General features: G+C 36.7%; 27 protein-coding genes, 1 other RNA gene and 2 pseudogenes. 11 read left to right on the top strand and 19 right to left on the bottom strand.

Translation table 11 applies throughout. The annotated features are described in order from the left end of the window. Positions 1–141: 141 nt before the first annotated feature. On the bottom strand, positions 142–516 hold the full coding sequence (locus BQ5321_RS08210) for a nucleotide excision repair endonuclease (RefSeq protein WP_071394037.1): 375 nt from the start codon (positions 514–516) through the stop codon (positions 142–144). Positions 517–770: 254 nt separating this feature from the next. Between BQ5321_RS08210 and BQ5321_RS08205 the strand changes: the two genes are divergently transcribed. Then, complete coding sequence (locus tag BQ5321_RS08205) at positions 771–983, top strand: CDGSH iron-sulfur domain-containing protein (protein ID WP_071394036.1); 213 nt, start codon at positions 771–773, stop codon at positions 981–983. 56 nt (positions 984–1039) lie between these two features. On the opposite strand, the gene BQ5321_RS24220 is transcribed toward BQ5321_RS08205, so the two are convergent. Next, the gene (locus tag BQ5321_RS24220) at positions 1040–1192 is read right to left on the bottom strand and encodes a hypothetical protein (protein ID WP_159433408.1); all 153 of its coding nucleotides are present in this window, start codon (positions 1190–1192) and stop codon (positions 1040–1042) included. Between the two features lie 594 nt (positions 1193–1786). Here BQ5321_RS24220 and yppF point away from each other — a divergent pair. Beyond that, positions 1787–2011 carry a YppF family protein gene (gene yppF, locus BQ5321_RS08200; RefSeq protein ID WP_071394035.1) on the top strand — a complete coding sequence of 75 codons (225 nt, stop codon included), beginning with the start codon at positions 1787–1789 and terminating at the stop codon, positions 2009–2011. A 183-nt stretch (positions 2012–2194) separates the two neighbouring features. Here the strand turns inward: yppF and BQ5321_RS08195 are convergent, their stop codons facing one another. From BQ5321_RS08195 to ftsZ, 3 genes are all read right to left on the bottom strand, one after another. After that, positions 2195–2698: a hypothetical protein gene (locus BQ5321_RS08195; protein ID WP_071394034.1), complete on the bottom strand. Its 504-nt coding sequence runs from the start codon at positions 2696–2698 to the stop codon at positions 2195–2197. A gap of 91 nt (positions 2699–2789) precedes the next feature. Continuing rightward, positions 2790–3689: a formyltetrahydrofolate deformylase gene (purU, locus tag BQ5321_RS08190; protein WP_071394033.1), complete on the bottom strand. Its 900-nt coding sequence runs from the start codon at positions 3687–3689 to the stop codon at positions 2790–2792. Positions 3690–3938: 249 nt separating this feature from the next. Then, positions 3939–5093 (bottom strand): cell division protein FtsZ, encoded by a 1155-nt coding sequence (gene ftsZ / locus BQ5321_RS08185; protein WP_071396819.1) that lies wholly within the window; start codon positions 5091–5093, stop codon positions 3939–3941. A gap of 909 nt (positions 5094–6002) precedes the next feature. Between ftsZ and BQ5321_RS08180 the strand changes: the two genes are divergently transcribed. Continuing rightward, entirely contained in the window at positions 6003–6350 is a 348-nt protein-coding gene (locus BQ5321_RS08180; RefSeq protein WP_071394032.1) for a replication initiation and membrane attachment family protein, read from the top strand. Positions 6351–6445: 95 nt separating this feature from the next. Here BQ5321_RS08180 and ssrS read toward each other — a convergent pair. From ssrS to BQ5321_RS08155, 5 genes are all read right to left on the bottom strand, one after another. Next, positions 6446–6641: non-coding RNA, 6S RNA (ssrS, locus tag BQ5321_RS08175), on the bottom strand. A 76-nt stretch (positions 6642–6717) separates the two neighbouring features. After that, positions 6718–7575, bottom strand: coding sequence for a YitT family protein (locus BQ5321_RS08170; protein WP_071394031.1), 858 nt, complete (start codon positions 7573–7575; stop codon positions 6718–6720). Positions 7576–7741: 166 nt separating this feature from the next. Next, positions 7742–8590, bottom strand: coding sequence for a DODA-type extradiol aromatic ring-opening family dioxygenase (locus tag BQ5321_RS08165; protein WP_071394030.1), 849 nt, complete (start codon positions 8588–8590; stop codon positions 7742–7744). A gap of 198 nt (positions 8591–8788) precedes the next feature. After that, complete coding sequence (locus BQ5321_RS08160; protein WP_071394029.1) at positions 8789–9736, bottom strand: amidohydrolase family protein; 948 nt, start codon at positions 9734–9736, stop codon at positions 8789–8791. A 337-nt stretch (positions 9737–10073) separates the two neighbouring features. Beyond that, a complete protein-coding gene (locus BQ5321_RS08155; RefSeq protein WP_071394028.1) occupies positions 10074–11264 on the bottom strand; it encodes a MalY/PatB family protein in 1191 nt (396 codons plus the stop codon). Between the two features lie 261 nt (positions 11265–11525). On the opposite strand from BQ5321_RS08155, the gene acsA reads away from it, so the two are divergent. Then, on the top strand, positions 11526–13244 hold the full coding sequence (gene acsA, locus BQ5321_RS08150) for an acetate--CoA ligase (RefSeq protein ID WP_071394027.1): 1719 nt from the start codon (positions 11526–11528) through the stop codon (positions 13242–13244). Between the two features lie 127 nt (positions 13245–13371). Here the strand turns inward: acsA and BQ5321_RS08145 are convergent, their stop codons facing one another. Then, positions 13372–14304 carry a D-2-hydroxyacid dehydrogenase gene (locus BQ5321_RS08145; protein WP_071394026.1) on the bottom strand — a complete coding sequence of 311 codons (933 nt, stop codon included), beginning with the start codon at positions 14302–14304 and terminating at the stop codon, positions 13372–13374. Between the two features lie 50 nt (positions 14305–14354). Next, positions 14355–15143, bottom strand: coding sequence for an HAD family hydrolase (locus BQ5321_RS08140; protein WP_071394025.1), 789 nt, complete (start codon positions 15141–15143; stop codon positions 14355–14357). A 336-nt stretch (positions 15144–15479) separates the two neighbouring features. Between BQ5321_RS08140 and BQ5321_RS23695 the strand changes: the two are divergent. The 3 genes and pseudogenes from BQ5321_RS23695 to BQ5321_RS24800 all read left to right on the top strand — a co-directional run. Next, a pseudogene (locus BQ5321_RS23695) lies at positions 15480–15671 on the top strand (winged helix-turn-helix domain-containing protein); the annotation flags it as partial. Between the two features lie 144 nt (positions 15672–15815). Next, positions 15816–17003, top strand: a complete 1188-nt coding sequence (locus tag BQ5321_RS08130; RefSeq protein WP_071394023.1) for a glycosyl hydrolase family 18 protein — start codon at positions 15816–15818, stop codon at positions 17001–17003. 324 nt (positions 17004–17327) lie between these two features. Continuing rightward, positions 17328–17456, top strand: coding sequence for a hypothetical protein (locus BQ5321_RS24800; protein ID WP_261798737.1), 129 nt, complete (start codon positions 17328–17330; stop codon positions 17454–17456). Between the two features lie 32 nt (positions 17457–17488). Here BQ5321_RS24800 and BQ5321_RS08125 read toward each other — a convergent pair whose 3' ends face one another. Next, positions 17489–18070 (bottom strand): DUF1836 domain-containing protein, encoded by a 582-nt coding sequence (locus tag BQ5321_RS08125; protein WP_071394022.1) that lies wholly within the window; start codon positions 18068–18070, stop codon positions 17489–17491. 142 nt (positions 18071–18212) lie between these two features. Between BQ5321_RS08125 and trhA the strand changes: the two genes are divergently transcribed. Beyond that, positions 18213–18860, top strand: a complete 648-nt coding sequence (gene trhA / locus BQ5321_RS08120) for a PAQR family membrane homeostasis protein TrhA (protein ID WP_071394021.1) — start codon at positions 18213–18215, stop codon at positions 18858–18860. A 77-nt stretch (positions 18861–18937) separates the two neighbouring features. Here trhA and BQ5321_RS08115 read toward each other — a convergent pair whose 3' ends face one another. Continuing rightward, positions 18938–19165: a DUF2187 family protein gene (locus tag BQ5321_RS08115; RefSeq protein ID WP_071394020.1), complete on the bottom strand. Its 228-nt coding sequence runs from the start codon at positions 19163–19165 to the stop codon at positions 18938–18940. 333 nt (positions 19166–19498) lie between these two features. Here BQ5321_RS08115 and BQ5321_RS24215 point away from each other — a divergent pair, with 333 nt between their 5' ends. Both BQ5321_RS24215 and BQ5321_RS08110 read left to right on the top strand, forming a co-directional pair. Further along, positions 19499–19672 (top strand): hypothetical protein, encoded by a 174-nt coding sequence (locus BQ5321_RS24215; RefSeq protein WP_159433407.1) that lies wholly within the window; start codon positions 19499–19501, stop codon positions 19670–19672. Positions 19673–19759: 87 nt separating this feature from the next. Next, entirely contained in the window at positions 19760–21007 is a 1248-nt protein-coding gene (locus BQ5321_RS08110) for an NADP-dependent malic enzyme (protein WP_071394019.1), read from the top strand. 62 nt (positions 21008–21069) lie between these two features. On the opposite strand, the gene brnQ is transcribed toward BQ5321_RS08110, so the two are convergent. Then, positions 21070–22419 (bottom strand): branched-chain amino acid transport system II carrier protein, encoded by a 1350-nt coding sequence (gene brnQ, locus BQ5321_RS08105; protein ID WP_071394018.1) that lies wholly within the window; start codon positions 22417–22419, stop codon positions 21070–21072. 376 nt (positions 22420–22795) lie between these two features. On the opposite strand from brnQ, the gene BQ5321_RS08100 reads away from it, so the two are divergent. Continuing rightward, on the top strand, positions 22796–23464 hold the full coding sequence (locus BQ5321_RS08100; protein WP_071394017.1) for a GntR family transcriptional regulator: 669 nt from the start codon (positions 22796–22798) through the stop codon (positions 23462–23464). A 38-nt stretch (positions 23465–23502) separates the two neighbouring features. On the opposite strand, the pseudogene BQ5321_RS23690 reads toward BQ5321_RS08100, so the two are convergent. The 4 genes and pseudogenes from BQ5321_RS23690 to BQ5321_RS08095 all read right to left on the bottom strand — a co-directional run. Further along, positions 23503–23655: pseudogene (locus BQ5321_RS23690) on the bottom strand (YnfA family protein); the annotation flags it as partial. Between the two features lie 3 nt (positions 23656–23658). Beyond that, positions 23659–23796, bottom strand: a complete 138-nt coding sequence (locus tag BQ5321_RS23685) for a DUF3934 family protein (protein WP_084786689.1) — start codon at positions 23794–23796, stop codon at positions 23659–23661. A gap of 161 nt (positions 23797–23957) precedes the next feature. Continuing rightward, positions 23958–24098 (bottom strand): hypothetical protein, encoded by a 141-nt coding sequence (locus BQ5321_RS24210; RefSeq protein ID WP_159433406.1) that lies wholly within the window; start codon positions 24096–24098, stop codon positions 23958–23960. Positions 24099–24170: 72 nt separating this feature from the next. Next, positions 24171–24938, bottom strand: a complete 768-nt coding sequence (locus BQ5321_RS08095; RefSeq protein ID WP_071394016.1) for a YhfC family intramembrane metalloprotease — start codon at positions 24936–24938, stop codon at positions 24171–24173. Positions 24939–25387: the final 449 nt, after the last annotated feature.

Here is a 25387-nt window from a genome sequence, read left to right as displayed (position 1 = left end):
AATATATGACCATCCTTGCTCAAAAAGTTAGACAAAGTGTGACATAACACTTATCCAATCCATTTCAATGAACAAAAATAAATCTATCCCATCATAGCAGTTCATTTACCGGAAAGCAAATGACTTTATGGAAATTATGGATTATTGATAAAAAACCTTATCGATATTATATTTAGCACGCTCTTTATTAATAATGTAGGTTTCGTAAATTTCTCTTTCCATTGGATCATCTACAAGACAAATATCAATTCGATATACCTCGTCCCTATGCGTTTTAATTGGAGAGACATTGTCTTCAAAGTGCTTTTTAATCCTCTGTCGTAATTTTCTAGCCTTTCCGACGAAGAGCAGTTCATCATTTATATTATAAAATAAGAAAATGCCCCCTTTATCGCGTGGAATGAGATGGAAGTCAATAAAACCGTAAATAGGTTTAATGACAGGCTCATTTTCTTTCAGTTCCTGTTTTCGTTCTGTAATTGTAATATCAGGCTGTGGAATCTCAATTTTAATCACAATTTTCACGTCCTCTTTTATTCATGAAGAATTCATTTTAACATATTCTGCTGAAAAAAGATAATATACAAATAGTATTAAACTTTTAGTATAGATTATACAAGCTACAAAACCATCTCCCCATACGATTGAATGGTATGACTAAATGATTCTGTGCTTATAACATGAATATTTTATGATCATACTTGATATAGTTTAGAAATGGCAAAACTCTTCATAAGAAAAGAGTCTATTTCGAAAGAGGTGAAAAGCAAATGAGTAACAATGAAAAAGTTATGATAAAAATTAATGATAACGGCTCTATCAGAGTAACAGGAGAGGTTGAACTCCTTGATGGTGCAGGAAATCCGTTTAAGGTAGGCCATACCTTTTCCCTTTGTCGCTGTGGACAATCTCAAAAGAAACCATTTTGTGATGGTACACATAAGCAATTTCAATTTGATAGTGCCCCACGGGCCACACAATAACAGTAATAAAACCTAATCGATGAACAGCATCGAATAGGTTTCTCACAAGTGGCATTTTATTTATGGGCAGTAATATCTTGATACGGCATAATCGTCTTTCTAATCTCTTCCAGTTCAAGACCCTGTGCTTCCTTTATAAAACGGTTTACCGCCTCCTCGGGATATCCATATTGACGTAGAAGCTGTTTGAGATTTTCTGCATTATCCATTTCAATCACTCCAGTTGGCTAATGATAATCAAATTCGCCCGTCGAATTTGCGTCCGGATTACCTTAGCTTGCTCGGGTAAACTATCTTTAAAAAATCCGTGACATCCGCCGGAGGCTTAACTTCATTCAGCCGGGGTTTGAACCCCCACTGAATCGAATTTGCTGAATGAACTTAAATTACATGATTAGCCTTCCAAAATATCGTTCAGTTTATTTCACCAGGCAAGAATTTTTTATTTCCTTCAAAACACTAAATGGCAATTTTTACTGTTTCAGTATTAAAATTCTCTTTTTAAATCCAATTTTTACACAAAATATTCAAAAACTTCTCGACAAATTCGACAATAATCGTCCCTGTTTTTGACGATTATTTTTCTATATAACCTCATTTATTTTTTCCTTATTTTCGAAAAAGCCAATAATATCAACAGTTTAAATGTATGATAATATCTTAACAATGTATTTAAATCTTTTGATATTGTAAAAAACTGTCGGTAGTTTGAATTTTATAAAAATTTAAACTGCATTTAACACATGCTATACTAGTTTTTGAGAACGCATTCAATTAATAATATTCTATAAGGAGTGAAGACTATGACAATAGAAAACTTAATATATCAATTTAAAGAAGAAAAAAACTTCAACCCCTCACATGCCAATGACCTATTAGATTATATTCAAAAATGCTATATCGAAGAAAAACTCTCTATTTCCGAATACAAAAAACTATTCTGTGAACTAGATAAAATGCAGGCAGAGAAGCCTTTATCCTACTTTATTAAGACATGTCCATATGAAAGAATTAATCTCCCTGGATAAAATAGGAAAATTTGATTCACTCCTTACTAAAAACCTAAAGCAAATAAAAGCTGGCATTTGAAGAAAATTTGATATTGAGTAAAGCACTCCAAATAGACTAATGAATAGTCAATTACAAGAGCTTGGGATATTTCCCAGGCTCCTTTCATTTATTGGACAACATAAAAATACAGACCCCAAATACTATTTTGAAGTCTGTTTATTCCAATAATCATATATGATTTCTCTAAAAAATTTATGGAGATCCTCCTGCTTTTGTTTCTGTAGCCACTCCACTTGATCAATCGGCAATTTCAATTTGAGGTTGAATTTATCAATTGGCATTTCTACTTTCCGGATTTCTTCTATTGTAATGCCCTCATCTATTTTCGGAAACTCAGAGTCATTTTCATGGATTCTATGAATATCAGGATAGTCTTCAGGATCAATCATTTCTACATATAAGCTCAGCTGTGGTAATCTACCAGTAAGTGCTTTGACGTGCATAATAGAGGATATGATTCTCCCATCCTCTAATTCTATTTCTACGATTAAGGTCTTCTCATGCTTGAACCTCTTTACAACAACTTCACTGACAATCATATCCAGCTCTAATGTAAACCCTGTCATTGACTCAAAAATATATATGGCACTATTAAATACATGGATCGTCTCACCATCAATTTTCACTAATTTTACTTCAGCCATAATACTTTCCTCCCGCAATCAACCACTATGCTAGCCTCTAGGGTGCTCCTAAAGAACACCCTTAAGTAAACAAATTTTCCTCTGAATGAAGTTAAAATACAATCGTTTTATTTCCATGAACAATGACTCGGTCCTCAAGATGCCATTTGACTGCTCTAGCGAGAACACTTCTTTCTATAGAGCGACCACTCTTCTTCAAATCCTCTATTTGATGACGATGATCGACCCGTAAGACATCCTGTTCAATAATCGGTCCTTCATCAAGGTCATTTGTCACATAGTGTGAGGTTGCTCCGATTAATTTTACTCCACGCTGATAGGCACGGTCATATGGCCTTGCTCCAATAAAAGCAGGAAGGAATGAGTGATGAATATTAATAATTTTGAATGGATGTGCCTCTACAAAAGAAGGCGTCAGAATTTGCATATATCTTGCCAGGATTATCAAATCAATATCATATTCTTCTAACAGCTGCAGCTGTTTTTCTTCAACTTGAGCACGATTTTCCTTGCTAGCTGGTATATAGCAGAAAGGAATGTCCAATGCTTCTACGATTCCTCTGGAATCCTCATGATTGCTGACCACTAATGCAATATCTGTTAATAAATCGCCATTTTGCCACTCCCACAGTAGCTCCCGCAAACAATGAAGCTCCTTTGATACAAAAATAGCCGTTTTCTTTAAATCATAAACAAAGGTCAGCTTCCACTCCATCGAAAAAGATTCCGCGATATCATTAAATTCGTTCTTCAATACCTCTTTTTTTGATAAGATATCAGGACATTCAAATTCAATACGCATGAAGAAGTTTCCACCTTCAGGATTGGTTGTGTATTGACTTGATTCAATAATATTGGCACCATGCTGAAATAAAAACTTGGATACAGTTGCAACGATTCCTGACTTATCAGGACAATTAATCAATAGTCTTCCTCTATTTTTACGGCTTTCTCTAAATGCCTGAATTTGTTCTTGAATGACTGATTCCATATAAATCCCCTTTTTTGTACGTATTATTAATTATAATAATCCAGCTCCAGCATTTTTTAAAGGAATTTCCATAGCCTTTATTTATAAAATTCTTTCATTATTATTATTTAGCCAATTCGGTCCTTCAAATTTAGACCAATAAAAATGTCAGGCACCTCAAATATTTCATCCAATAGCAAGAAAATATTGATATCGGATAAGATATAGTGTGGTACCTGACACGCATAAAGTATACCTTATTAAGTTATATTAATAGCGTCGATTTCGATTTCTCAAAAAAGTCGGAGTATCCAAAGAGTCCTCTTTAAATTGTGAATACCCTCCAAACGGCTGCAGAACCTCTTCCTGTCTTGGAGGTTCACTTACAGAATATCTTTGTTCTTCCTTCCGCGGGTTTTGTCTTCTAATAATAGTAGATGGACGAGATGGCTTCTTTACAGCCGGCACACCATGATCCTCAAAACCTGTCGCAACGACGGTTACAATAATTCTATTTTTTAAGTTCTCATTAATAATTGATCCAAAAATCATATTTAGCTCTTCATCTGAGGAAGATGCTACAATATCAGCTGCCTCTTGTACTTCATACAGACTTAAATCTTTACCCCCCGTAATATTTAATAGCACTCCTTGTGCCCCTTCTATAGACTGTTCAAGTAACGGACTTGATATCGCCTGCTTAACTGCTTCCACAGCTCGTCCTTCACCCTCAGCAATACCAATACCCATTAGTGCCGTTCCTTTATTTGACATAATGGTTTTAACATCAGCAAAATCAAGATTAATCAAACCTGGAACCGCAATTAAATCTGAGATTCCCTGCACACCTTGACGTAAGACATTGTCTGCTTCACGAAACGCCTCAAGCATCGGGGTTTTTTTATCGACAACTCCTAATAGACGATCATTTGGAATGATAATTAACGTGTCAACGGCCTGTCTCATCGCTTCAATACCCTTTGCAGCATTTGTAGCACGCCTCTTACCCTCAAAAGTAAAAGGCCTTGTAATAATCCCTATCGTTAGTGCTCCCTGTTCTCGAGCAATCGCTGCAATGGCGGGTGCTGCACCAGTTCCAGTACCGCCACCCATCCCAGCTGTAACAAAGACCATATCCGCTCCTTCTAAAACCTCTTCAATATGGATTCTGCTTTCTTCCACTGCCTGCTTCCCTACCTCTGGATTGGCACCTGCTCCAAGACCTCTTGTCAATTCCGTTCCAATTTGCATAGTAATTCCAGCGAGAGATTGTTTCAGCGCCTGTGCATCCGTATTCACGGCAATAAATTCTACGCCCTCGATACCTTCCTCTATCATTCGATTCACGGCATTGCCGCCACCACCGCCAACGCCAATTACTTTAATCCTTGCATTTTGATCCAGATTCGCATCAAATTCCAACAACATTAACATCCCTCCTAAGTTATGTCCATTCGCTATTACCTATCACAAGTCTTTTCATAGGACTAATTCTTATTGTTCGAAGGTATGATTATATACTGGATTCATAAAGCAAATAAAGCCTCATAACCCATTATACGAAACCCTGCCTAAATTCAGTATTAATAGATTCGAGAGCTGATATTTTTATCCCTGCAAGCCAAAAGTCCTATTCTATAACGATTAATGAAACAAAACTTTCATTATATCTTTTTTGACAAATAATCCTGTCGTGTTGTTTGGAATCCTGTAATAATCCTTCCGAATACTCCCGTTATTTTTAGAAAAGTTTTTTTGCCGAAAGCATGTCAATGTTTTGGGATAACCAGGTAGGATTCCGTTTCAATTGTTTAATAATTTTACAATTTCATTAAAAAATTGATTTGTTCCAATCGTTCGACAAAAAATGAAGAAAATGTCCTTTATAATAAGTGAGTGTTGATAGAAGAATGAGATAATCCCATATACATAAATCAAATTCGCCCCGCCGAATTTGGGTCCGGATTTTTATCGAGTTTGCTCGATAAATTACCCCTAAAAAATCCGTGACATCCGCCGGAGGCTTAACTTTATTCAGCCGGGGTTTGAACCCCACTGAATCGAAGGACCATTTGCATTCATCCCCCACTTGTAGAAGTGGAGGACTTCTGTACCTATCGCAAGCTTTCGGTACAAAAAACATTTGCTGAATGAAGTTACATGAGATAAGTTTAAGCCCTACCTAATAATTGTATTTCACATTAAAAGAGAAAGAGGATCTACTATGGAAACTTTATTCTATGTGAGTTTATATATTACGGTTGCTCTTAGTTCACTATGGTTAATCAACATAGTCTTTGATCAATTTTTAAATCTATAGAAAGGAGAAAGTAAATGTTTGATGAAACCATCATCCTAGAAGAAAAAGAACGTAAATTAGCAGAGTTTTTAGAAGCTAATACAACGGAAGAAGTATTAATGGAAGTTCAGGAATACGTTCCTTCCCTTACCCCTCAATCAAAGGTAATTCAAAAATTAAAGGAAATGAAGCTACCACAGCCTGTGATTAACACCCTCATTTACTTTGTTTTGGCTACCAATAAACAATCACTGGCAACAGCGAAATTAATGGCCCTTGCTGATTTATGCAGAAAGTACAATATTTCAAATGCCCAATCAGCTATTACATTCTTTAAACAGTACTATCACGTTTTTCAAAACCAAATCAGCCAACAGTATTGAATGACACTTTTGTCGATCAATACTGTTGGCTGATTTGCCTATTAGAGCATAATAAAAAACCAGTCCCCGATTGGAAACTGGTTTGCGAAATTACATGGTTAGCCGCCTTTGCCGTAAACAAGTATAAGAAAGTTTTAAACCACCACTCCTCAAAGTGGGTGTTTGCAGAAACATTCCTGCATGTCCTCCTTGTCGTATAGACAGAGGCCTGGCATTCCCGTTTCGATTTAAACTCCCTATTACAGCTTAAAGGTTAAAACTTTATTATGGCTACGAGCAATGCAGCTTGTGTTCTTATAGTAATTCATCTGCTAACTGAATTCAATGGTATTATTATCCTATGAGGAAATAGTTAAAAAGTCCTACTTTATCTGTTTTTTAACAGCTTGGACTTTCCTGCCTTATAGCCTCTTCCCATGACCTCATGAACATGATGAACGGTAACATAAGCATTCTCATCTATTCCTTTAATCGTTTTTTGCAGCTGCACAAGCTCCTGCTTATTAATTACGATATAGAGAACTTCCTTATCTGCTCCTGTATAACCGCCCTTACCATCGAGTACGGTAAGACCTCTGGACATACTGCTCGTAATACTATGAAGAATCTTCTGTGGTTGATTGGAAATTATAATTACGGCAATTCGTTCATCCAAACCATCCACAATGAAATCAATCGCTTTTGCACCAACCCAAACAACGACTAGCGTATACATAGCTTTCTCTATGCCAATGATAAAAATGGAAGCCGCAACAACGACTACATCCATCACTAATATCCCTTTTCCAATACTCCAGCCTAACACTTGATGAGCAATTCTCGCTAATACTGTTGTACCACCCGAGGTTCCTCCGGCACGAAAAATGACCCCGATTCCCATACCAACTAATAATCCAGCGAAAATAGAGGCCAATAGCGTATCCATCGTCAATACATGTCCTGCGTCCTTCGTTACATGCAAGAAATACGATGAAGCGACAATGGAGAATAATGTATAATAAATGGTTCTTTTATCAAAGAATTTATAACCAAGTAAAAAAAGAATTGTATTCAAGAGAAAATTCAGCAACCCAGTTGACCAGCCAAACACATAATGTCCAATAAGGGTTAAACCTATAACGCCCCCTTCTGATAGCATATTAGGGATCGTAAAATAATTGATTCCAATTGAAAAAATAAAGGAACCAAATAATATTAAAATAACATCATAAATAGTTTTCTTCATCGCACACTCTTCCTAACTTCTATAATCACTCCTTGCTAATTCTATTCTATCATTCTTCATTTGTGTAGAACAAAATAAAACATTCTTTCAATTAAGAGATAAAATTAAAATTAAAAACAGAAACAGCTATTTGAAAAATGTCAACCTTTCAAACAGCTGTTCTTATTTACTTTACATATTCTTCTTCCGAATGTGTGCTGCCACCGTGAACCTTTGTTTTCGAAAACGTAATAAGTGGATTCCAGCTTCCGGATGATTGAGCCGCTGCATGATAGATTGGATTCCAATCCTCATCAAGAAGACCAAACAACATCGCTAAATGGCGGCCGCCTGATTCAACCTTGGCCATGCTTGAAAATTGCGGCAGCATATCAAATGCAGCACGATACTCTTTATTCATCACGAATTCTACAAATTGTTTATCCATCGCATGCTCCGCTAAAGTTGGCATATGATGTCTTCCACGGACTAAGTTATGGGCCAGCGCACCACTAGCAACAAACACAAGCTTTTTATCTGATTGCTGCAATACCTTCGCAATCACTTGACCCCATCTATAGGTTTCATCAAGATTTGCCGCCAGTGTTACGGATAGATTAATAACCGGAATGTCTTCATTTGGTACAAGATAACGTAGTGGAACAACTGTGCCATAATCCCAAACAAAATGTTCATCATAAACACCTTCTACGGAAAGACCAGCTTCTTTTCCTGCTTGTACTAATTGGTTGGCCAATTCTTCCTCACCAGGATAATAATAGGGAACATCTTTAATCAAATCCGGTGCCTCTTGTGCTGTCAGTAGTCCTTTATGTACAGGATAACAGTCTACATAGTGTGAAAAGGTTGACGGCCAGTGGCAAGATACTAACACAATAGCATCAGGTCCAATTCCTGCTATTTCCTTTGCTACTTCCTTTAATCCTTCAACAAGCCCTTGCTGAAAGTCAGGTGCGTTGTCTTCATGACAAATACTTGGAACATGTGGTGAAATAATACTTAATTCGATTGTCATATCTATTTCTCCTCGCTTCTATAATTTTCTATAAATTCTAAATATTAAATCTATAATTATATATTAGCGTTTTCTCTTCCTGTATGCAAGGCAGACATCCTATTCTATGGAACAAATCCACAAATGTACTTTAGTCAACAAGACAAAAGCCCCTAAAGAAATAAACTGTTGTCCTTTCTTTAGGGGTTAGAATTCACATTATTTGACTGCTAACGAAAGCAAAGATTGTGCTCCTTTATCACTAATCTCCTGCGGCGGCCAGACAGATAAATCAAATGGATAGTCTGAGCCTGCCACAACTCGGTCTTCTCCTACCATCCTGACTAGAAAATCTAGGCTATCTGGATTCCATAAGACTGTATCATACCAAAAGCGTTTCAAATATTCTGAAGGCGGTGCCTGCAAATTAGAAGAAACCAGATTCCATTTTTCATAGCCTTTATCTAAGCGTCCGATTTGATATGGTAGAAATCCTCCTCCGTGAGCAAATAAAATTTTCACATTCGGATATTTGTCGACAATTCCACTTAACAGCAGGTCAGTCGCACAAACAGTAGTCTCCCATGGAACACCGATTAGATTTGGCATCATTCTTCTCTTTAAGCGAGGATCTTCACTTAATAACGGATGAATGAAAAGAATCGCATTCAGCTTGTCTGCTTCTTCGAAAAACGGCTGGAAAAAGGCATCTGACAAGAGCTGCTGACCAAGTCCTGGTCCAATAATGGCACCCTTAAGCCCAAGGCTCATGGCTTCTCTTAATATTTCAGCAGCCTTTAATGGACTTGTTAATGGAATCGTTCCGAGCGCAGATAGTTTGCCATTGGATTCTTTTACTAGGTTTGCAAGTGATTGATTGTAGACCTTCGACATCTCTGTGCTGATTTCTAAAGGAAAATCATATAAAAACAGCTGAGGAATTGGAGAAACCAAAGAGTGAGTAACCCCCGCTTTTTCTTGCTCTGCCATATAGACGTCAAAATCAATAAAAGACTTCTTTAATTCAAATCCCCACTTTTGATTAATCGTAAGGAAATCCTCTTTATTCTCTTCCTTCTTTACCCATTGAGCATTAACACTTTTTTTATTATCCTTAATCCAATTAAGTACTTCTGCTGGAATAAAATGCGTATGGAAATCATGCATGGACGTACACTCCTTTATAATTATAATATTTTGATATTATTTAATTTTAAGAAAATTAATAGTACAAATTCATTATGGTAGGCTCAACACTTAGATTACTTCCTACTAAACCAATAGATTATCTACATAAGAAATATTATTCTTATAAAGTAATATACAACAAAATGACTCTTTTGAAAAGATATTATATTCAAAAAATTTAAAACAAGAAACTTTCTTAGCTTATTCACACATATAGTACCTGTCTTGACACGAGCTTGTAAATGAATATGCTTCGAAATCTAGTGCTGTAAAAACAGGTCCCAAACGGAACCTGCTTAGTAATAGTTATACTATCCTAATGTAAATCTTCGAACTCTCTTGCGATTCTTTCCATCGCCTCTTTGATCATAGGTCTTGGAGAAGGGATACATATTCTTTGATGTTCCAATCCTTCCTGTCCAAACATGACACCATCCTGAAGGAGCACGTTCGCTCTATTATATATACGTTCATGCACCTCTTTTGGGGATATACCGTATCCGCTAAAATCCATCCACATGACATAGGTTCCTTCAGGAATACTTACTTTTACCTTAGGCAGTCTTTCCTTAACAAACTGAACAACCCAAGCCATCGTTCCGTCAAGATATTCCTTCAATTGCTCTAACCATTCTTCACCATCCCTATAGACAGAAATGAGTGCTGCAACCGTAAACGGTGAAGCAGATTTCATTCCAATCGCCTCACTGAACTTTTTTCTGAGCTCAGGATTAGAAATGATGACATTTGTACAATGTAATCCCGCTAGGTTAAAGGTTTTGTTAATGGCAGTAAAGGTAATGATATGATCAGTCTTATCTGCAACCATTGCAATGGGTGTAAAGGTTTGATTACTTCTAATAATGTCACCATGAATCTCATCGGCTACTAGAATAACATCATGCTTTGCGCAAATATCAGATAATTTTTTCAAATCATCATGACTGAAGATTCTTCCTGTCGGGTTATGCGGATTACATAAAATAAACAGCTTTGTTTTTTCATCCCTTGCCTTTGCTTCAAAATCCTCAAAATCAATCGTGTAATAACCATCCTTATCACATATTAAACGATTATTTAAAAGGGTACGGTCATTCTCAACAATGGCTCTAGTAAAAGGGGGATATACAGGTCTTTGAATAATAACCCCATCACCCGGCTCTGTTAAGGCTTTTACAGCAATATTTGTCGCATAGACGGTACCAGGGCAATATACAATTTCTTCCTTCTGTATCTCCCAGTCATGTCTCTTTTTAAACCAATGCTGAATGGCTTCATAGTATTCACTTGGAAAAATGGAATAACCAAAGATACGATGATCGACTGTTTTATGTAGGGCTTCTACCAATGGTTCAGGAACAGGTAAATCCATATCAGCTGTAAATAAGGGCAGAGTCTCTTCATCAAATCGATCCGTCAAACCCATTGCAGTTAATAATTCTCCACCATCCCACTTAACTGAATACGTATTCCTTCGATTAACTATTTCATCAAAATTATATTTCATATTCATTCACCCTTTCTATATTCTTTCATAAAAGCATAAAACCTAATCTTTTAATTGTAACAAAGAAAAAAGACATTGGAAAAATATTCTGTCTCGGTCTGATAATTTTCTAGGTTAGTCTCCAAGAAATAATTTATATATTTTAAGCAATTGTAAATTTTCAAAATATATTGTCAAATTTTGGTGCTCTGTGTTATAATACAAACTATATTAAATTTACTGTTACATAACATTATTGCAAGATAACAAGGAGGGTTTTTGATGGCAAACACATTAAAAGAACAGATTGAAATGATTGATACTACTGCAAATCTCCAAAACTATGAGAAGGCAGTACAGGAAATGGATTGGAAAAAAATTGAACAAAATTTTACGTGGTCAAAAACCGGGAAAGTCAATATGGTATATGAGGCAATCGATCGTCATGTCGATGAAGGCAGAGGAGATAAAAAGGCTTTTATCTATTGTGATACAAACCGCGAGGAAGAATATACCTTTTCTGACTTGAAAGCGCTATCTTGCCAATTTGCGAATGGTTTACGTGCAAAGGGTATTGAAAAAGGTGACAGAGTCTTTATTTTCATGCCACGTAGTCCTGAGCTTTATATTTCTATGCTTGGAATCATCCGAATTGGAGCCATTGCGGGACCAATGTTCGAGGCATTTATGGAAGAGGCCGTTAAGGATCGATTATTAGACAGCGGCGCTAAAGCGGTTGTCACAACGCCTGAGCTTCTAAATCGCATTCCTGTAAGTGAATTACCAGATTTACAATATGTTATTTTAGTTGGCGCTGACGAAGCGAAAGAGGAACACCAGCTATTATTTACAGACCTTATGCAAAGCTCTAATGACTATACAATTGAATGGGTAGACCGTGAGGATGGAATGCTATTAATTTATACTTCTGGCTCAACAGGAAAGCCAAAGGGTGTACTTCAAGTTCATGATGCCATGATTCATCAATACCTAGCAGGAAAATGGGTATATGATTTAAAAGAGGATGACATCTATTGGTGTACGGCTGACCCTGGATGGGTTACAGGAACATCTGCAGGCATGTGGTCGCCATGGTTAAACGGAGTAACCAATGTACTTCGCGGTGGCCGCTTTGACGCTAATGAATGGTTTGAAACATTAGAAAAATATAAAGTAACGGTGTGGTTCAGTGCTCCAACTGCTTTACGCTTGCTTATGGGTAACACTGATGAGCTGCCAAAGAAATTTGATCTTTCTAGCCTTCGTCATATGTTATCAGCAGGTGAACCATTAAACCCTGAGGTTATTCGTTGGGGATTGGAAACACTTAACTTACGTATTCATGATAACTGGTGGATGACGGAAACAGGCTCAGCTATCTGTGCGAATTTCCGCAGTAACCCAATCCGTCCAGGTTCAATGGGTAAACCATTACCAGGTATTGAAGTCAGCATCATTGATGATAACGGACATGAGCTGCCTGCTAATCACATGGGGAATTTAGCTATTAAACCAAAATGGCCGGCAATGGTTCGTACGATTTGGAATAACCCAGAGCGTTACGAGCAATATTTCCTAAATGGCTGGTTTGTAACAGGCGACTCCGCGTATAAAGATCCAGACGGTTATTTCTGGTTCGAAGGACGTGTAGATGATGTTATCAACACTTCTGGTGAGCGCGTAGGACCTTTCGAGGTTGAGAGTAAGCTTGTTGAACACCCTGCAGTCGCAGAGGCTGGTGTTATCGGTGTACCGGATCCCGTTCGAGGTGAAGTCATTAAAGCCTTCATCACATTGCGTTCCGGCTATACAGAAAGTGAAGAATTACTGCTTGAAATCCGTAACTTTGTCAAAACAAAGCTTGCCGCTCATGCAGCGCCTCGTTTATTCGAGGTTCGTGATACAATGCCAAAAACCCGTTCCGGAAAAATCATGCGCCGCGTCCTAAAAGCGTGGGAGCTTGGTCTACCAACAGGTGATTTATCTACAATGGAAGATTAATTGCCGAAACAAAATTTATCATTCATGAAATCTATACTATACTCTATCACTCTTTCGGCAATAAAGTAATGGATGAGCTGTCCTAAAGATTTCAGCATCTTTTGGGACAGCTCTTTTTTTCCATTATCTAGTAACCTTTTTGAATATCCACTTTATTCAAGAGAGGTTTATTTGCTTCAATATTCTTTAACGTGTCGATAAAGCAGTCAACCCCTTCACTAGGAGTCGTGACAGCAGAAATATGCGGGGTAATCCACACATGTGGATGCTCCCATAGCTTATTTTCACTTGATAGCGGCTCATTGGAAAATACATCGAGAACAGCAAAACGTACTTGCTGTTTCTCTAAAGCGAGCAGCAGTGCGGCTTCATCCAAGGAAGCACCTCGCCCAACATTAATAAAACCCACATCGTGTACAGCTTGAAAAAATTCATGATCAAAAAGACCGGTTGTATTTTCTGTTAGCGGCAGCGTATTAATAATGTAATTCATTTCTTTTAGTCGATCTTCAAAGCTGTCAATAGCATTAACCTCTGAAAAGTATTCTTTTGTCTTTCCGCTTAATGACACGCCATAAACATCAACCCCTAAAAAAGAAAAGGTCTTCGCCATCGTTTGACCAATCTCGCCAGTCCCGAAAATCATTACCTTTTGCTCGCTTAATAAACCTGGGGTTATAGGCTGCCACCTTTTTTCAAGCTTATTGCGTTGGAATTGTTCATGAAACTGAATGTCCCTTAATATGTAGCTCAAACAATATTCAGCTATTCTTTGTCCAAAGGAGCAAATCGTTCTTGTTAATAGGACTTGTTCAGGCCATTCTTTTTTATATACAAAGCTGTCTACACCAGCACCAAGGGAATGTACCCATTTAACCTGCCGATAATCAAACTCCTTTTCAATATTAAAAGCAACAAAGGCATCTGCCCATTCTAAATCATCCTGTACTACTTGAGTCTCAGATACGTAACGAAAATTCTTTTGTAACTTATTCTCTGAAATTAAACTCTGAATCTCTTTCCACATTGGGCTGACAACTAATATATTCTCTATCTGCATATTACACTCTCCCCCATCCGACTGCTTTTTCGCCTAACTCTATACAACCTCTATTTAATCACACCTAATTTCTTCAATCCATTATAGATTCCTGAATCGTTTACGGACGTAGTTTTGTTCTTTGCATATGGAAACAAGGCAGGGGTAGCGTTTTCCATTGCAAAGCTTTCTCCCACAGCCTGAAGCATTTCCTTATCATTCATTCCATCTCCAAAAGCAATGGCTTGCTCTTTTGGTATTTGTAAATGCTGAAGCAATTTTTTTACCGCTTCTCCTTTATTTACATTCGTTCGGATAACATCGAAGGCATGCTGATTGCCTTCAATATTTACCTGTGATAATCGGATGTTCTCATCAAAATTATATAATGACGTTTGTGAAGCATCAGATACATTTAACACGGTAAGTCCTAAAATATGCTCAATTACATCTTCAGTAAATAAGTTATTATGATTCATCTGAAATGATTGAAGAAACTGCCGAACCTTAGGATGGTCCAGTGAAGTAAGATAATTTTTTTCATTGGTAAAAAGGATCAATTCATGATTATTATCCTTAGCAATCTTTAGAAACTTCTCTACTAGATGTCGTTCCATCGGTTCTTCTACAAGCGTTCTATCTTGATAAATAGCTAACGCCCCATTTTGTCCAATATAGGATTGGATATGTAATTCCTTCGCAAGTTCTTTTACTTCATGAAGCGGACGACCTGTCGCAATAAATACCTCAACCCCTTGCTCTAGCACTTGAAAAATAGCATCCTTCGTTGATTCCGTATAGGTATGATCCTGCTTTAATATCGTTCCATCTATATCTAAAAAAAGTACTTTATATTTCATCACAGAGCCTCCATTTATTATCTATATACAACTGCTTAGCTTTTCCTTTTTCATGATAGCTGATTATAAAAGAAAGAACCACCTTACTATTTAAGAAAAATTTAATAATTAGTTTAGCTTCCGTTTAGAACTGTCGATTAGACTTTAGATTCAATCTATAAAATGGATTTTTCAAATCATCCCCATCTTAAAAACACAGCTGAGCTTCAGGATGATGTGGAAAACCTGATTGATGTGATGACCAAAAACCTACAGCAGCAAATTACAGTAATGGAGCAAAAAGACGGTGACCATCCCATTGAACTTGATTTAACAGGAAAAGAAACCTCGCTTACAGTATTTACGTCTAAGGAATTTGATGTACTTCCCTTTTTAGCGATGAATCCAAATCAAGTTTTTAGCAAGGATCATTTATTTCAACGAATTTGGGGCTTAGATAGCAGTGGTGATATCTCTGCTGTCACCGTTCATATTCGTAAGATTAGAGAGAAAATTGAACGTGATGCATCAAACCCCGAAACGGTTTAGGGTGCAGGCTACCGTTTTCGGTAATTCCATTGAAATCTTCTACTCGCAAAGTGGAACCCACAAACTTCCTCTCTTTACCAGCCTCCCTTCATTTACTATTTTGCTATAATCATAGATACGAAACAATTGAGGGAGGTTGTAACTATGAGGATACGCAAACTCCAAATAGCTGTGATGAGCATGATCGTTTTTTGCGGAGGATTTTTTTCAGGAGTCTTATATTCTAATCACAACAGCCAATTAAAGGCAGAAGATATAAAGGAAGCACAACGAACACCTAAGAAGGACAATGAAAAACAGGAGCGATCGACAATACCAGAACAGGAACAAAAATCTGAAACAGAGCAATCAAAAGTGTTGATGGGTTATGTTCAGGATTTTCGAGACCCTAATATCGTCAATTATGAAGACTTAACACATATTATTTTTTCCTTTGCACATCCTGCAAAGGACGGTAGTCTATTATTCAACGGCGATACAGCTATAGGTAATTTGCAGACGATTGTTGCACAAGCACATGAGCAGGATACAAAAGTAATGCTGGCTATTGGCGGCTGGTATCACATCCAAGGCGGAGAATCCTATGATTATTTTAAGGAAGCTATATCCAATCCAGCAGCCCGCGCTAGACTCGTTACCGAGCTTGAAGGCATTGCTGCACGAGAACAGCTAGATGGAATTGATATTGATTTTGAACATCCTCGTACTGCGGAAGATGCGAGAAATTTAGCTGTTTTTATACATGATTTATATGGAAAGCTTCATAGTCAAGATAAGGAATTATCCATTGCTGTCAATGCCAAGGTGCATAGTGTAGCTGGGACAGAAATTCATAATGTTATTTATGAACCAGCCATGTTTCAAGATGTAGACTACGTCAATATTATGGCCTACGATGGACAATGGGACGGCGGCTACAATGCAGCCAATTTAGCTCCCTATCATCATGTGGAAAATATCGTACACTATTGGTCTAATCTGTTCGACAGCCATCAGATTGCTAAAGAAAAACTGATTTTGGGTGTACCTTTCTACGCACAGCCGGAAGACCCCAACAGCAAACAGATTTCCTATGCGGCAATCATCAACCAAAGTTCAGACAATGCTAGTCAGGATACAGTTGTTATGAATGGAACTACTTATCACTATAATGGCATGGAGACAGTTCGAAGAAAAACAAAGCTTGCACTGGATAATAGCTTCGGCGGAATGATGCTCTGGGAAGCAGGCCATGATTCAAACAGTGCACAGAGCCTAACAGCAGCAATATCCGCCTCTTTGGAGGAAGAACAAAAATATCCATTACATGCAAATAGAGAAACTGAATCATAATGAGAGGCATAAACGCCTCTCATTATTTTTATCTAAAGCTTTGTTAGGTACATTGTTGATTTTTTATGCAGGTTAATTGTACCATTTCTAAAAACAACTAATCGCAAAACCACTATATTTGAAAAATAAAAGATAACAAAACTAAGAATAAATAGAAGAAATAAACTCATACTAAGTTTAGCTACTTGATTATACGTTTTATATCTTTTTTGGTTTGCTACATAGCCTTTCACCATAAAACGTTTGAGGTAGCTAAACATATTCTGGTTTTATCTACATTAGAATCAGAAAGCAGCATTACAACGAAGAACGGAGGAGGAGCATATGACTAACAAAAATAACAATCGAAATCAGCCACATACTGGAAGCAGTGATACGGAATTTGGGGCAGAAGCTGGCTTAAGTAAAAAAGCCAGAAAGAAAGCAGCACGCGAAATGAGAAAAAACAAATAGAAAAAGGAGAATAACCATATCCTTTGATATGATTATTCTCCTTTTTTCTCAAGAGTTATCTCGTCCACTAGTCTTTCTGCAGCCCTTCGATATAAATTACTAATATTGGTCAAGGAAGTGATTAATAACACTCTCTCCAAATACTGTGCATCCTTATCCTTTAAGCCGTCTATTTCTTTTGCGGTCTCTTCTACCTGATGTTCCATATCCGTCATAAACTGCTGAACATTTGATTGAGAAATTTTCAAATAACTTCTATAAAAGCCTTCTAAATCCATGTCCCCTATAACCGCTTTTTCATTTATACCATCTAAGGTCAACTTTATATCATTGATGGAAAGCGCTCCCTTTAATTGATAAATAAGACTGATTAAAATCAGATGTTCCTTTGAATATTTCTTATTTTTAATCGGAATAAGCAGCTTTCCTTTTGCATAATTGTTAATCATCGTCTTAGTTAACACCTTGTCATCAGGACCTCGTTTTGTACTGTTTAACCTACTTTCAAATAATTGAATAACCTGGTCCATGTACAGGTCAAGATTTGGCATATCCTCTAAGGTAATGTTATTGTCTAAACCAAGCTTGTCAATCCATTTATTCATATTCTCCATAACTCAATTCCCTTTTCTGTGCTATAGCATTTAACTCCATACTACAGTAATTTTTCCTAAAAGTAAATATTGACTACATATGATTATACCTATATTATTATAAGTAGTTATAAAAACTACATAACATTATAGGAGGATTCAAATGGGAAATTATATTCGTGAACCGATAAATGGTCTTACACATCTGGCCGGCGCTTTGCTTGCTTTTATCGCCTTACTAGCAATGGTGATCAAAGCCTCACTTACAGATGGATCACCTATTGCCATTACAGCCGTCATGATTTTTGGAATCAGTATGATTCTTTTATATACAGCATCCGCAACCTACCATATGGTAATCGCTAAAGACAAGGTCATTGCCTTTTTAAGAAAATTAGATCATTCCATGATTTTCATCCTGATTGCCGGTACCTATGCTCCCTTTTGTTTAATCAGCTTAGAGGGTATGCTTGGTTGGGTACTATTTTCGATTATTTCCGTAGTTGCCGTTTGCGGCGTTATATTTAAAATGGTTTGGTTTCAATGCCCAAGATGGTTATCAACTCTACTCTATATCGCCATGGGCTGGATGGTCATCATTGTAGTCTCGCCATTATCTAACAGCATTAATATGACCGGCCTATATCTTTTAGTGCTGGGCGGTATCCTTTATACTATTGGAGGAATCGTTTACGCAGTTAAGCCAAAGTTCCTGCAATTTAGACATGTAGGATTTCATGAAATCTTCCATATGTTCATCCTATTAGGAAGCTGTGCACATTTCCTGTCTGTATTTTTATATGTAATATAAAATACTCGTGATTAATTCACAGATAAAAAAACGTTTCTGACGCAATGGCAGAAACGTTTTTTTACTATGTATAACCCTTATTTAGCCTTTTTATAATTTTTGTGGTTGACGACTGTTTTGATTGGTTCATCGGTCTTTGAATTTGTTCCTATTTCAACAATAACAGAGTTTTCCCTTAATACAATGACCTTCCCTTTCTTCCCTTTCAGAGGACCCTTCTTAATTTCTATCAAATCACCTTCAGCTGCTTTATTGACTGAAACCTCTTCTTTATTATCTTTTTTTACTTCTTTTTCATCTGCCATTTTGAAAGCTCCTTTTTTTACTTTAATATCTGTATACCTATTTTACATCATCTTCTTTTCATTATGTCTTATTTAGTATTACCCTTTTTTTCGACAATAAAAAGCTTTTTGAGCTAAATAAAATCGTATCTTTACGTCTTTCAAAGTGATTTTTTCAAAAACATACAAAAATACAAGATTTTTTTTATAGAAAACCGCTATTTATATAGAATTTTTTTGTAATCTTTTGACTTCTTTTGTAGAAAGTATTTTCAATTTATTTCAGGCTGTTATAATTACGAGTGTTAACAGGTATTAAGCAAATAAAAAGTAAAAGGGAGAATTGATCTTAAAATGGAAGAAGTAATGATGTGGGTAATCACCGCCTACCAAAATCAAGAAACAAAGATTTATGAATTTAAAACAGAGAAAGAAGCAAAAGAAGCTTACAAGAGTATTCAAGGCTACAAAATCCTTACCGAGGTGATTTCCTTCTACAACCGCTCAGTTAAACTAGTTGCAGTTTAAGATCTATTCTAAGAGTCACAGCATTCATACTATCTTTTTACTATCAGTATTAATCAATGAAACTATCCCAAAGGAGAGACAACACAAATGTCAACGTTACGTGAAAAAGCATTACAGTTACACAAGGAAAATAGAGGAAAGCTAGGGGTACACTCAAAGGTTACAGTAGCAAATGCGCAGGATTTAAGCCTTGCTTATTCCCCGGGTGTAGCTGAACCATGCTTGGACATATTTGAAGATGACAGCAAAGCATATGATTACACAATGAAAGGAAATCTAGTTGCTGTTGTGACTAACGGAACAGCGGTACTAGGTCTTGGAAATATAGGTCCAAAAGCAGCCATGCCTGTCATGGAAGGAAAAGCATTATTATTTAAATCCTTTGCTGATGTTGATGCCTTTCCCATTTGCTTAGACACTACAGACCCAGACAAAATTGTTGAAACCGTGAAATTAATGGAGCCAACCTTTGGCGGTGTAAACTTAGAAGATATTGCCGCTCCGCAATGCTTTGAAATTGAAGAAAGACTGAAAGAAGCTTGCAATATTCCAGTGTTTCATGATGATCAGCATGGTACTGCCATTGTAACGGCTGCGGGATTACTAAACGCCTTAAAACTTGTTGACAAAAAACTAGAAGACATTCGTGTTGTAGCAAACGGTGCGGGATCCGCTGGTGTCGCAATTGTTAAGCTATTACTGAACATGGGTGTAAAGGATGTTATCCTATGTGATACGAAAGGCATCATCTATGAGGGACGTCCAAATGGGATGAATCCATTCAAAGAAGAATTAGCCCTTATCACGAATAAAGAGCAAAAACAAGGCTCACTAGAGGATGCTCTTGTCGGAGCAGATGTATTTATTGGCGTATCAGCTCCAGGTGTTGTGACAAAAGAAATGGTACAAACGATGAATTCAAAATCAATCATTTTTGCCATGGCTAATCCAATTCCGGAAATTATGCCGGATGTGGCAAAGGAAGCGGGTGCCTTTGTTGTTGGGACAGGCCGTTCTGATTTCGCAAATCAAGTGAATAACGTTCTTGCTTTTCCTGGAATTTTCCGCGGTGCTTTAGAAGTACATGCAAAGGAAATTAATGAGGAAATGAAAGTAGCTGCGGTTAATGCCATTGCAGGATTAATTTCAGACGAAGAACTACATGCAGATTATGTCATTCCTGATCCATTTGATCCAAGAGTAGCTGCGTATGTTGCCGAAGCTGTCGCTAAGACTGCAATGGAAACAGGCGTTGCCCAAAGACAAATTAATGCCGAGGATATTAAGGAACAGCTCTTATCTATGTCTAAAGGTACAGAAGCAAGCTTAATCTAATCCTCTTCATAAAAAGTAAAAGGTCCATCAGAGTATTATCTGGTGGACCTTTTCTATTCTTCCTATCTATTAATATCTGCCGCAGCAGATTCTAAATTTTCCTTTACTACTAAGCTAGTTACATATCCGATTAATGCACCAATGATTGCCGGAACAATCCAGCCAAGTCCCTGACTATACAGAGGTAAAATCGAAGTAAATAAATCATTAATTGGAGCAAAGCTAATCCCAGCGGCATTTAATCCGTCGAATAAAGCAACGATAAAGGTCAATCCCATGCTCCATTGATAGACTTCCTTTCTTCCCTTGAAGAAAGAATGAAGGAAAGTTAATGCCATTAAGCAAACGGCCAATGGATAAATGGCAACTAGAACCGGTACTGAGATGGAAATTAATTGATTTAATCCAAAATTCGCGATTCCTGCACTAAAAATGGATAAGATAATGACAAATTTCGCGTAAGAAATACTTGGTAATAGTTTATTAAAATAAGTCGAGCAGGATGTGATTAAGCCAATGCTTGTTGTTAAACATGCGCCAATTACAATTAGACTTAATAAAATTCCACCATATGAACCAAAATAATGGTTAGCTGCTCCTGATAGAACCGCCCCCCCGTTATCTAATAAACCAATCTCCTTAACACTTGAGGCACCAATAAAAGTTAAAGAAGTGTAGATGACTGCTAAAAGCCCTGCTGCAATAAGACCTGCTTTTGCAACTGCACTCATCATCTCTTTTCTAGATGTAGCACCTCTTTCCTTTACAGCATTAATGACAATAATACCAAAAACAAAGGCAGCAAGTGCATCCATCGTCAAATACCCTTCCTGGAAGCCTTTAAAAAATGCATCACTTACATAATTTTCAGTAGGTGCCTGGAAGACTCCCATTGGTTTAAAAAAGGCGGTAATAATAAGAATCGCAATAAATAGTAATAATAACGGTGTTAATACCTTCCCTACAATATCAACAATTTTCTGTGATTTTAAGGAAAAATACGCTGTAATTCCAAAGAAAATAATCGTAAAGATTAGTAACGCGGGCGTATGACTTTGCTCGGCAATAAATGGTTTAATTCCAATCTCGAATGACACGGTTGCTGTTCTTGGAATGGCAAATAAAGGTCCAATTGATAAATAAAGTGCTACCGTAAACGCAACTCCAAAAAATGGGCTGACACGACTTGCTAATGACTGTAAATCACTTTTTCCTGAAAATCCTAATGCAATTACGCCTAATAATGGTAAACCAACACCCGTAATAATGAAGCCTAGATTAGCTGACCAAATATTCGAACCGGCTGACTGACCCAACATAGCCGGGAAGATTAAATTTCCTGCTCCAAAGAATAATGCGAAAAGCATAAAACCAACTGCTAATAAATAAGAAAATGACATTTTTTGCTTCATTTTTTCCCCTCCTAGGTGCTTTGTACTTTCATGTAACTATGAGAAGCAGGATGTTATTTTTATATTTTTCCTACTTATCTTCTAATATAGAAACAATAATATTAATATAAAAACATATTCTTATTTAAATTTTCTGATACTTTAATATATAACTAGCAAATTCCTGCTATATCTTGGTTAGATATATGTAATATATCAGTACAATTACATTATCATATGCAAAATATTTATGCAATATATTACTTTAAAATAATGTCGACAAATGCGATATATTGCATTTGTCTATTTCAGGATATATAATATTAGTAACTAAAGAAACTACTAAGCAAGTAATTCTAATCTAAAAGTTAGTAGATGAACAAAGGGTGGGTTAACAATGCCGATACCAACTAATTATTCTTCCCCTACACGTATTTCTGCTAAAGAGCGGGCATTTTCTCAGATTCAGGAATGGATTATTGAGGGTACATTGAAACCTCGGGAGAAATTAAATGATGCGGACCTTGCACAGGCTCTAGGGGTGAGCAGAACGCCAATTCGGGAAGCGCTTCAATTATTAAATGTACAAGGATTCGTTGAAATGTTTCCCGGAGTTGGTACTCAAGTTACTTCTGTTAAGAAAGAAGATATTACTAAAATACTGCCGCCATTAGGTGCGCTACAGGCCCTTGCAGCAGAGTTAGCAACTCCTCTTATTGACAAACAGACCATTAGTACACTACGGGAAATCAATACTAGCTTTGCAGAGGCTATTCATCGTCATGATTTTTATTCTGCACTAAAATATGATGATCACTATCATAATTTGATTATTGAAACGGCTCAAAATCCTTATATTTCAAATGCAGTGTCTATACTACAGGCACATGTCATGAGACTTTTTCATCATCAATCAGTCATTCTTACAACGCAATCAATAGATGAACATGAGGCAATAATCCAAGCATTTGAAAGAAGAGACCCAGAAACCGCTTCTAAAATGGCACGAATTAATTGGACTCGGGCAATAGATGAATTTTTAGCAGAATCTAACCAAAGCAATTAACAAAAAAGCTTGTAGAAGTTACTACAAGCTTTTTTGTTAAGAACTAATGTGATTCCACCTAGTATACCGAAATAAAAGGGTCTGCTCTCTCTTAACCATAACCAAATGAAATAACCGCCGCCTACTTCGGCAAGTCCTGCAAGAATAAATAGAATAAGTGCATTAAACCAATTCTCAACACTCCCTGACAGCGATTATTTCTCTCGATTTTTTGTGCCTTTGCTTTTATATGGCTTGGCACTCTTCGCCTTATTTGCCCCAGCCTGCCAACGAGTCCAGCCCTTCTTTCCCGTTCCTCTACCTGTACCACCTTTTCCCTTTGCACTGCTCATAGAATCAACTCCCATTTTCAAATACCTTAACATCATTCTGTTAGTCTAACCCATAACCCAAAAATAAAAAATAGATATTAAGATAAATTATTCTTCATTGTCTCCTTTACAAAAGAAAAAACGCCACAAATGGGCGCCTAAAGTCAACTTACTGATGATTGTTATTTCCTACCGTTTTCATTTACGTCCACATTATTTGATCCGTAGCCTTGAACATTCCCTGCGTGTTCCTTGTGATATTGCGAGCCTGAACCTTGCTTATTATTCATTCTGCCTCTTTTATTTGATGGTTGATTTGTCATATGATTCACCTCCTCAACAACTATTATGTTGCGTATTAATTAGGAAAATATTCATTTATAGACTCATTGTCGTCATGACAGGCTTTTTTTGATTCTTTTGATAAAAAACATAGATAAGATTCCAATAGCAGCAATATATATTTCAATGATCCATATGTTATTAAGATCGCCTGTTTGGAAAAAGGCAAGAGGAAAATCAATCAACGCATGGACGAGAATCGAATAAATTAAATAAGAAATTTTATTTTTTACAACTGCTAGCAGAACAAACAAGCTTAAAGCAATTTGCATGAATAGCGCAAAAAACCTCTCGACTATTCCAAATAAATAAAAGCCTGCTCCTTGATTGATTAATGAATCCTTTATGAGAGCGATTTGATCACTTGGCAGCTGCCCAGCAAATGCTGCTTCAAACGTACCGGCATTAATTAAAAAGGCAAAAATGACATTAGGTAATATGGTTATGAGAGCCAAAACAACCGCTTCAATTCCTCCCCAGCCAATCCCAAAGGATAATCCGCCTTTATAATCTAAATACTTGTTCAGTAACCAAGCATAGAGAATGTATCTGCCTACCTCTTCAAATAGCCCTGCCGCCATACCTCCATATAATCCAAATAATACGGGATAATCTGCATAGTTCGGAAATTGAGTAATAACGATAACATGTAATAATTTTTCTAATACCTGCGTAAATACAATAAAACCTATACTACCTACAATTAAAGGTTTAATCTCAATCCCTGTTTTCCGTTTGTTATAGAATATAAACCCAGCAAATAATAAAAAAGTATAAATAATGACAGCAATCATTGATGTAATGGTAGCATTGCTCACCATATCCGTTCCTCCTTTAATTCCATTATTATCATTATCAATAATGATAATAATGGTGTATAAAAAATTTACTTATTTTATTTCTATTCAACTTAACTGTAATTATTTCTCTTCAGCCGCTTAATCAAGAGTATGTAAACTTATTAAGAACTGTTACTGATTGTTCTCAATAATGATTATAAAATATTGGGTAATCAATGTCAATCTATATAGTGATTTAATAAAACATAATTGGGACAAAGACCAAGTTCTTAGGCTAACAAGCCGAGCTTGTCCGATAGAGGCACTCTAATGACCAAGTTCCTGGGATAACAAGCTCGTATTGTCCGATAGAAGCTCTCTAATGACCAAGTTCCTGGGATAACAAGCTCGTATTGTCCGATAGAAGTACTCTAAAGGCCAAGTTCCTGAGATAACAAGCTCGTATTGTCCGATAGAAGTACTCTAAAGAC

This window comes from Bacillus tuaregi (genome assembly GCF_900104575.1).
Lineage (GTDB): Bacteria > Bacillota > Bacilli > Bacillales > Cytobacillaceae > Bacillus_BD > Bacillus_BD tuaregi.
The sequence above is the reverse complement of the archived record's forward strand: the minus strand, read 5'-3'. Positions and strand labels throughout refer to the sequence as shown.

Coding starts and splice junctions, on each gene's coding strand:
- BQ5321_RS08180 (WP_071394032.1), top strand. CDS start 6,003: ATGTTTGATGAAACCATCATCCTAGAAGAAAAAGAACGTAAATTAGCA.
- BQ5321_RS08205 (WP_071394036.1), top strand. CDS start 771: ATGAGTAACAATGAAAAAGTTATGATAAAAATTAATGATAACGGCTCT.
- BQ5321_RS08125 (WP_071394022.1), bottom strand. CDS start 18,070: ATGGAGAATATGAATAAATGGATTGACAAGCTTGGTTTAGACAATAAC.
- BQ5321_RS08170 (WP_071394031.1), bottom strand. CDS start 7,575: ATGAAGAAAACTATTTATGATGTTATTTTAATATTATTTGGTTCCTTT.
- BQ5321_RS24215 (WP_159433407.1), top strand. CDS start 19,499: ATGGAAGAAGTAATGATGTGGGTAATCACCGCCTACCAAAATCAAGAA.
- BQ5321_RS08115 (WP_071394020.1), bottom strand. CDS start 19,165: ATGGCAGATGAAAAAGAAGTAAAAAAAGATAATAAAGAAGAGGTTTCA.
- BQ5321_RS24800 (WP_261798737.1), top strand. CDS start 17,328: ATGACTAACAAAAATAACAATCGAAATCAGCCACATACTGGAAGCAGT.
- BQ5321_RS08140 (WP_071394025.1), bottom strand. CDS start 15,143: ATGAAATATAAAGTACTTTTTTTAGATATAGATGGAACGATATTAAAG.
- BQ5321_RS08145 (WP_071394026.1), bottom strand. CDS start 14,304: ATGCAGATAGAGAATATATTAGTTGTCAGCCCAATGTGGAAAGAGATT.
- BQ5321_RS08110 (WP_071394019.1), top strand. CDS start 19,760: ATGTCAACGTTACGTGAAAAAGCATTACAGTTACACAAGGAAAATAGA.
- BQ5321_RS08160 (WP_071394029.1), bottom strand. CDS start 9,736: ATGCATGATTTCCATACGCATTTTATTCCAGCAGAAGTACTTAATTGG.
- BQ5321_RS23685 (WP_084786689.1), bottom strand. CDS start 23,796: ATGAGCAGTGCAAAGGGAAAAGGTGGTACAGGTAGAGGAACGGGAAAG.
- brnQ (WP_071394018.1), bottom strand. CDS start 22,419: ATGAAGCAAAAAATGTCATTTTCTTATTTATTAGCAGTTGGTTTTATG.
- BQ5321_RS08130 (WP_071394023.1), top strand. CDS start 15,816: ATGAGGATACGCAAACTCCAAATAGCTGTGATGAGCATGATCGTTTTT.
- BQ5321_RS24210 (WP_159433406.1), bottom strand. CDS start 24,098: ATGACAAATCAACCATCAAATAAAAGAGGCAGAATGAATAATAAGCAA.
- acsA (WP_071394027.1), top strand. CDS start 11,526: ATGGCAAACACATTAAAAGAACAGATTGAAATGATTGATACTACTGCA.
- BQ5321_RS08095 (WP_071394016.1), bottom strand. CDS start 24,938: ATGGTGAGCAATGCTACCATTACATCAATGATTGCTGTCATTATTTAT.
- BQ5321_RS08165 (WP_071394030.1), bottom strand. CDS start 8,590: ATGACAATCGAATTAAGTATTATTTCACCACATGTTCCAAGTATTTGT.
- BQ5321_RS08155 (WP_071394028.1), bottom strand. CDS start 11,264: ATGAAATATAATTTTGATGAAATAGTTAATCGAAGGAATACGTATTCA.
- purU (WP_071394033.1), bottom strand. CDS start 3,689: ATGGAATCAGTCATTCAAGAACAAATTCAGGCATTTAGAGAAAGCCGT.
- BQ5321_RS24220 (WP_159433408.1), bottom strand. CDS start 1,192: ATGGATAATGCAGAAAATCTCAAACAGCTTCTACGTCAATATGGATAT.
- BQ5321_RS08100 (WP_071394017.1), top strand. CDS start 22,796: ATGCCGATACCAACTAATTATTCTTCCCCTACACGTATTTCTGCTAAA.
- yppF (WP_071394035.1), top strand. CDS start 1,787: ATGACAATAGAAAACTTAATATATCAATTTAAAGAAGAAAAAAACTTC.
- trhA (WP_071394021.1), top strand. CDS start 18,213: ATGGGAAATTATATTCGTGAACCGATAAATGGTCTTACACATCTGGCC.
- BQ5321_RS08195 (WP_071394034.1), bottom strand. CDS start 2,698: ATGGCTGAAGTAAAATTAGTGAAAATTGATGGTGAGACGATCCATGTA.